Source organism: Binatus sp. (SeqCode) (assembly GCF_036522015.1).
Taxonomy (GTDB): Bacteria; Desulfobacterota; Binatia; order Binatales; family Binataceae; genus Binatus.
This window is the reverse complement of the sequence record NZ_DATDGQ010000089.1, coordinates 1-5,661: the sequence shown is the minus strand read 5'-3', so window position 1 is coordinate 5,661 and position 5,661 is coordinate 1. Positions and strand designations below refer to the sequence as shown.

General features: G+C 59.6%; 7 protein-coding genes. 3 read left to right on the top strand and 4 right to left on the bottom strand.

The window, feature by feature from the left end; genetic code table 11:
• From lpdA to lipA, 3 genes are all read left to right on the top strand, one after another.
• The coding region (gene lpdA, locus VIW95_RS03705) for a dihydrolipoyl dehydrogenase (protein WP_331584067.1) at positions 1-1,291 on the top strand (1,291 nt) is incomplete at its 5' end.
• A 2-nt stretch (positions 1,292-1,293) separates the two neighbouring features.
• Positions 1,294-2,055 (top strand): lipoyl(octanoyl) transferase LipB, encoded by a 762-nt coding sequence (gene lipB / locus VIW95_RS03700; RefSeq protein ID WP_331584066.1) that lies wholly within the window; start codon positions 1,294-1,296, stop codon positions 2,053-2,055.
• Complete coding sequence (gene lipA, locus VIW95_RS03695; protein ID WP_331584065.1) at positions 2,048-2,911, top strand: lipoyl synthase; 864 nt, start codon at positions 2,048-2,050, stop codon at positions 2,909-2,911. The genes lipB and lipA overlap by 8 nt, the downstream gene beginning before the upstream one ends.
• Positions 2,912-3,199: 288 nt before the next feature.
• Here lipA and VIW95_RS03690 read toward each other — a convergent pair whose 3' ends face one another.
• The 4 genes from VIW95_RS03690 to VIW95_RS03675 form a co-directional block, all read right to left on the bottom strand.
• A complete protein-coding gene (locus VIW95_RS03690) occupies positions 3,200-4,015 on the bottom strand; it encodes a VacJ family lipoprotein (protein ID WP_331584064.1) in 816 nt (271 codons plus the stop codon).
• A gap of 79 nt (positions 4,016-4,094) precedes the next feature.
• On the bottom strand, positions 4,095-4,703 hold the full coding sequence (locus VIW95_RS03685) for an ABC transporter substrate-binding protein (RefSeq protein ID WP_331584063.1): 609 nt from the start codon (positions 4,701-4,703) through the stop codon (positions 4,095-4,097).
• Positions 4,704-4,769: 66 nt separating this feature from the next.
• Entirely contained in the window at positions 4,770-5,282 is a 513-nt protein-coding gene (locus VIW95_RS03680) for an outer membrane lipid asymmetry maintenance protein MlaD (protein ID WP_331584062.1), read from the bottom strand.
• 11 nt (positions 5,283-5,293) lie between these two features.
• A partial coding sequence (locus tag VIW95_RS03675; RefSeq protein WP_331584061.1) for an ATP-binding cassette domain-containing protein occupies positions 5,294-5,661 on the bottom strand: 368 nt, incomplete at its 5' end.

Genomic DNA, 5,661 nt, shown 5'->3' with positions numbered 1-5,661 from the left:
GGTGTGTTTGAATTGGGGGTGTATTCCTTCCAAGGCGCTGCTGAGTTCGGCGACTGCGATGGATACCATTCGCGGGGCTTCGAAAGAGCATGGGATTGAGGTTGGCGAGATTCGATTTGATTTCTCCAAAGTGATTGCGCGGTCGCGGGCGGCGGCGGAGAAGCTGTCGAAGGGCGTGCTTTATCTATTTCGGAAAAACAAGATTGATTACTTCGAGGCTGATGCGCTCGTCACCGGGCCTCACACCGTTTCGCTGCGCCAAGTCGAGGGGAAGGCGGCGCCATCGGTCGCGTCGCTCGAGGGGGAGAGGATTCTGATTGCGGCCGGGTCCGGCGAGAAACTTTTTTCAGGAATGCAAGTTGGCAACGGGGTTGTCACCAGCAAAGAAGCGCTGGTGCTCGATACGATGCCGGCGAGCGTCGTCGTGATCGGAGCTGGAGCGATTGGGCTCGAGTTTGGATATTTTTACAGCGCGTTTGGGGCCAAGGTTACGATCGTCGAGCTGGAAAAGCAGATGCTGCCCGGCTTCGACGCGGAAGTCGCCGAGGAGTTGCGGCGGGCGTTTATCAAGCGCGGAATCACGGTGATGCTGGGGCATGGATACAAATCGATGGCGCGCAAAGGCGAGCTGTGGTCGGTCACGGTGAACGCAGATGGAGCGGAGAAATCGGTCGAGGCGGAAGTGGTGCTGGTCGCAGTCGGGCGCACGCCGCTCAGCATGAACGTCGGGCTGGAGAAACTTGGAATTGAGCTCGAGCGCGGCGGGTTTATCAAGGTGAACGATTCGTTCCAGACCAACGTGCCGAGTATCTACTCGATTGGCGACGTGATTCGGCCGCCGCTGCTGGCGCATAAGGCGAGTTCCGAGGGAATCGCGGCGGTGGAAATCATGGCGGGCGTGCGCGAGCCGGGCTTCGACCTGCTCGCGATTCCGGGATGTATCTACTGCGAGCCGGAAGTTGCGACGGTGGGGCTCAGCGAGGCGGAGGCGAAGGCGCGCGGTATCGAGGTGAAAGTCGGCAAGATTCCGTTTCGCGCGATGGGCAAGGCGGTGGCGATTGGCGAGACGGCGGGCTTTGTGAAAATCGTCGCGACCAAACAATACGGCGAAGTGATCGGGTGCCAGATTATCGGACACGCCGCGACCGATATAATTTCGGAAGTTGTGCTCGGCAAGGCGCTGGAGACGACAGTCACGGAAATCGGGAAAACGGCGCATCCGCATCCGACGATGTCGGAAGCGATCATGCAGGCGGCTTTGGCGGCTGATGGGGAAGCGATAGACTTTTGAGGATGGACGTGTCGCTTGATGCGAGGAACCTAACCCCTAACCCCTTCCCGAGCGGGAAGGGGAACCGGAGTGGGGAGCGGGGAAAGCTCAGCGTTGCGGAGTTGGGGGTCGTTGATTATGACCACGCGCTCGCGATGCAGACCGCGACGCTTGCGGCGCGAATCGAGGGCAGGGTCGGCGATACGCTGCTGATGATGGAGCATCCGCATGTTTTTACGCTTGGGCGCGGGGCGGATGAGGGGTTCATCGTAAGTAATACAGGGGACGTGCCGATTCGCCGGGTGTCGCGCGGCGGGCAGGTGACGTATCACGGGCCGGGGCAATTGATCGGTTACCCGATTCTCAAGCTCGAGGGGCGCGACCGCGACGTTACCCGGTATTTGCGCGGTCTCGAGGCGGCGATGATCGACGCGCTGGCGAAATTTGAAATCGAGGCTGGGCGGCGCGACGCGATGACCGGAGTGTGGGTCGGAGCGCGGAAGATTGCGTCGATCGGCGTCGGTATCCGGCGCTGGACGACGTGGCATGGCTTCGCGCTGAACGTATCCACCGATCTCAGCTACTTCGATTCGATCGTGCCGTGTGGGATCGAGGGCTGCCGCATGACGTCGGTTTGCGAAATCACGAATCGCGCGGTGTCGATGCGCGAGTTCGCCGAAGTGATGCGCGAGAGTTTCGCGCGCGTGTTCAAATACGACGAAATTTTTTCAGTGGGCCCGGCGCAGATTATGCCGGCGTCTCAACTAATGGCTGGCGATGGCTGAACGGAAGCATCCTGACTGGATTAAGGTTCGCGCGCCGGGGTCGCCCGAGTATTTTCGGACGAAGGCAATTCTCGGCGAGCTCAAGTTGCATTCGGTTTGCCAGGAGGCGTGCTGCCCGAATATCGGCGAATGCTTTTCGCATCGCACTGCGACCTTCATGCTGATGGGCGACGTGTGCACGCGCAATTGCCCGTACTGCGCAGTCGCGCACGGCAAGGTGCGTCCGCTGGACGCCGACGAGCCGCGCCGAATCGCCGAGGCGGTGGCGCGGCTCGGCTTGCAGCATGTCGTCGTCACCTCGGTCGATCGCGACGACTTGCCCGACGGCGGCGCGGCGCATTTCGCGGCCACAGCTCGCGCGATCAAATCGAATCCCGAGCCGGCGCGCGTCGAGGTGCTGGTGCCGGATTTCCAGGGAACGTTCGCGAGCGTCGAGACCGTGGTTCACTCGCCAATTGACATTTACAACCACAATATCGAAACGGTGCCCCGCCTTTACCGTTCAGTCCGGCCGGGCGGGAATTACGCGCGCTCGCTCGACGTGATCCGTCATGCGAAAGACGTAGCGCGCGGGCTCGGCAAGCCGATGTTCACCAAGGCGGGCGTGATGCTCGGTCTGGGCGAGACGAATGCCGAACTGCTCGATGTGATTCGGGATTTGCGCACGGTCGAGTGCGACATCCTGACGCTCGGGCAGTATCTGCGGCCGTCGCCGGAGCATATCCCGGTCGCGAGATATGTCCCGCCGGCGGAGTTTGCGGAGATCAAGACGGCGGCGCTCGCGATGAGGTTCCATCATGTAGAATCGGGACCGCTGGTGCGGAGCTCGTATCATGCCTGGGAGCATGTTCAATAAGATCACGTGATTTAATGTGAAACCCATCCTTGGGTTTCACACTTCCCTGGGCAGGGGTGACCCCTGCACCCGATGATAAGAAAAAACCCAACGTGGCGCGATTTGAGTGCTGAGCCGTAGAAAAAAGACCGGGATTCTTCGCTTCGCTCTAGAATGACACAAAGATAAGAAGAAGAGGTTTGGATCGAGCCTACCTGTTGTGCGCTGTGCGCCCTTCCACAAAAAACGCGCCGCGGGACATTGTCGCGCGGCGCGCTTATCGGCAACTAGGATCTAACTACGTTCGGCTTACCACTGTTCTTCGTGGAGCTTCTTTACCTCGTGGTTGCGCGTCTGCAGGTACGCGTCCTGAACGGCGCCGTAGAGATCGATCGCATAGCGATCGGCCTCCTCGAACTGGTTCATGTGGAGCGAGCGGTAGTTCACCGCTTCAACCACGCGCTGACCGGCACCAGCAGAGAGCGTTACATACCACGGCAGCAGGTAGCTCATCGGATTCATCGCGCCGTCCGCGACCAGGCCGACGGTGTCGCCGACTGTCGAAGGTCCAAAGAACGGCAGCATTATGTATGGGCCGGTGGGGATGTTGTAGTAACGAATGGTGAGGCCGAAATCGTTGGGATGCTCTTCGAGGCCGAACCATTCGTCGGCGGGATCGAAGAAGCCGGCCAATCCGATCGTCGTATTGATTCCAAAGCGAGCGACTTCAGTGCCGGCCTCGGCCAGCTTGAGCTGGAAGAGGTTGTTCGCAAACCGCGGAATGACGCGGACGTTGTCAAAGAATCGGCCTACGCCCTCGCGCACGGGCTGCGGCGCGATGAACGAGTATCCGCTGGCGACGGGTCGCAGCACCCAATCGTCAAGCTTGAGGTTGAAGGTGAACATCGGCTCGTTGAACCCCGAAAAAGGATCGGGAGTGACTCCCTGATTTTCGCCCGGCGGGGCCTGTGTTTCTGCGGCCGATCGGGCGGCGGGGTTGGCCGAGAGCGGAGCGGCGTCCTGGCTCAAGGCAGGGGTCGCAAACGAAACGACCGCAAGCAGGGACGACGCGAGCATCGTCCAAAGCACGCCTGTCTTTTCGATTTTTTTCGAACCAGATGTCATTTGCTGCCTCTCCATGGCGGAATCGTCCTGGTCTTCTTGTATAAAGGCTACCTTTCCACGCTCGCCGGATCCATACCTGCTAATGGTTGGCGAGACTTGCCGCCAGCGCGGCCTGTTTGCTCTTCAGATCGCTAATCAGGGTGTCGTAGCCCTTGTTATTCATCACGCGATTAAACTGGTTGCGGTAGTTGGCGATGATGCTGATCGCGTCAACGGTCACGTCGTAAATCTTCCAGGTGCTGTTTTCCTGCAGCAAGCGGTAGTTCACATGGATAGCCTCGCCCTTGGGTTGCACGATGTCGGTGTTGACCTGGGCATATTGCGCGCCCTCGTTGGCGGCGCGCAGGAAGTTCACCCGCTGGCCGGTGTAGTCGTTAATCTTGCTCAGGTAGGAATCTTCGATGAAGGCGATGAAGGCGTTGGTGAACTCCTGCTGCTGCGCGGGGGTGATCTCCTTCCAATGGTAGCCGAGCGCCGACTTGGCCATCTCGGTGAAGTCGAAGGTCGCGGCGACGATCTGGCGAAGCTTGTCCTGGCGCTGGGCCAGCGGAGTACTTTTGTCGCCCAGCACTTCAAGGGCCTGGTTGACGGTGGTCTTGACGACGGACATCGGATCGTCCGCGCAGGCCGGGGCGAGAAAGCGCGACGGCGCAAGGCTGAGGACGAGCGCGGCGGTCAACGAGAGCATCAGGATCGCGCGGCGCTGCAGTAATCGCTGGATTGAAGTTGGCGTCATCATATATTTCACTCGATGTTACTTCTCCGGTTTTCCGGGTTTCTGATCCTTATCTGGGCCTGGGGATTTATCCTTGTCGGAGCTGCCGCTGCCGGCGTTGTTGATCAGGGCGCCGATGGCGGTCTCGAGGTTAAACGCGTCCTGAGTATGCATGATCGTATCACCGTCCTTGAGTATTTTGTCGCTCGGACCCAGTTGAATCGATACGTACTTGTCGCCAATTATTCCGCTGGTCATGACCGACGCAATCGCTTCCGCATCGATTGGCACGCCGTCGTCAACACGCAATGCGACCCGCGCGCGATTGTCATTGAGGCCGATCTGCACAACTTTACCTACCTGCACGCCGGCCATCTGAACCTGATCGCCGGTCTTCAATCCTGAAATATCATTGAATTTTGCATAAAGTGTGTATCCCGGCGTTGGTAGGACAGAAATTTTACCCAGCGAGACCGACAGAATCACCAGCGCGACAATTCCGAGAATCGCAAAAATCCCGACGATAAACTGCGTAGTTCGACTTGCGTACATAAAGTTTCGTCTCAGCCCGCGAGGGCCGTTTCATTCTCCTCGCCGGATGCTTTGCCAGCCAGAAAGCGCTTGAAGACGTCGTCGTCGGCCGCCATCACCTCGGCCACCGAGCCGTTGAGCCGAGTGCGGCCATTGTGGAGGAACGCGACGCGATCGGAAACCTGGAAGACCGCGGGCACGTCATGACTGACCATCACGACGGTGAGGTGAAAATTTTCCTGGGTGTGCCGGATAAGCTCGTGAATCGCGCCGGTGCGCGACGGATCGAGGCCGGTAGTCGGCTCGTCGAGCATGAGGATCTTCGGACGCCGCACCAAGGCGCGCGCGAGGGCTGCGCGCTTTTGCATCCCGCCGCTCAACTGGGAGGGGAACTTTGCCT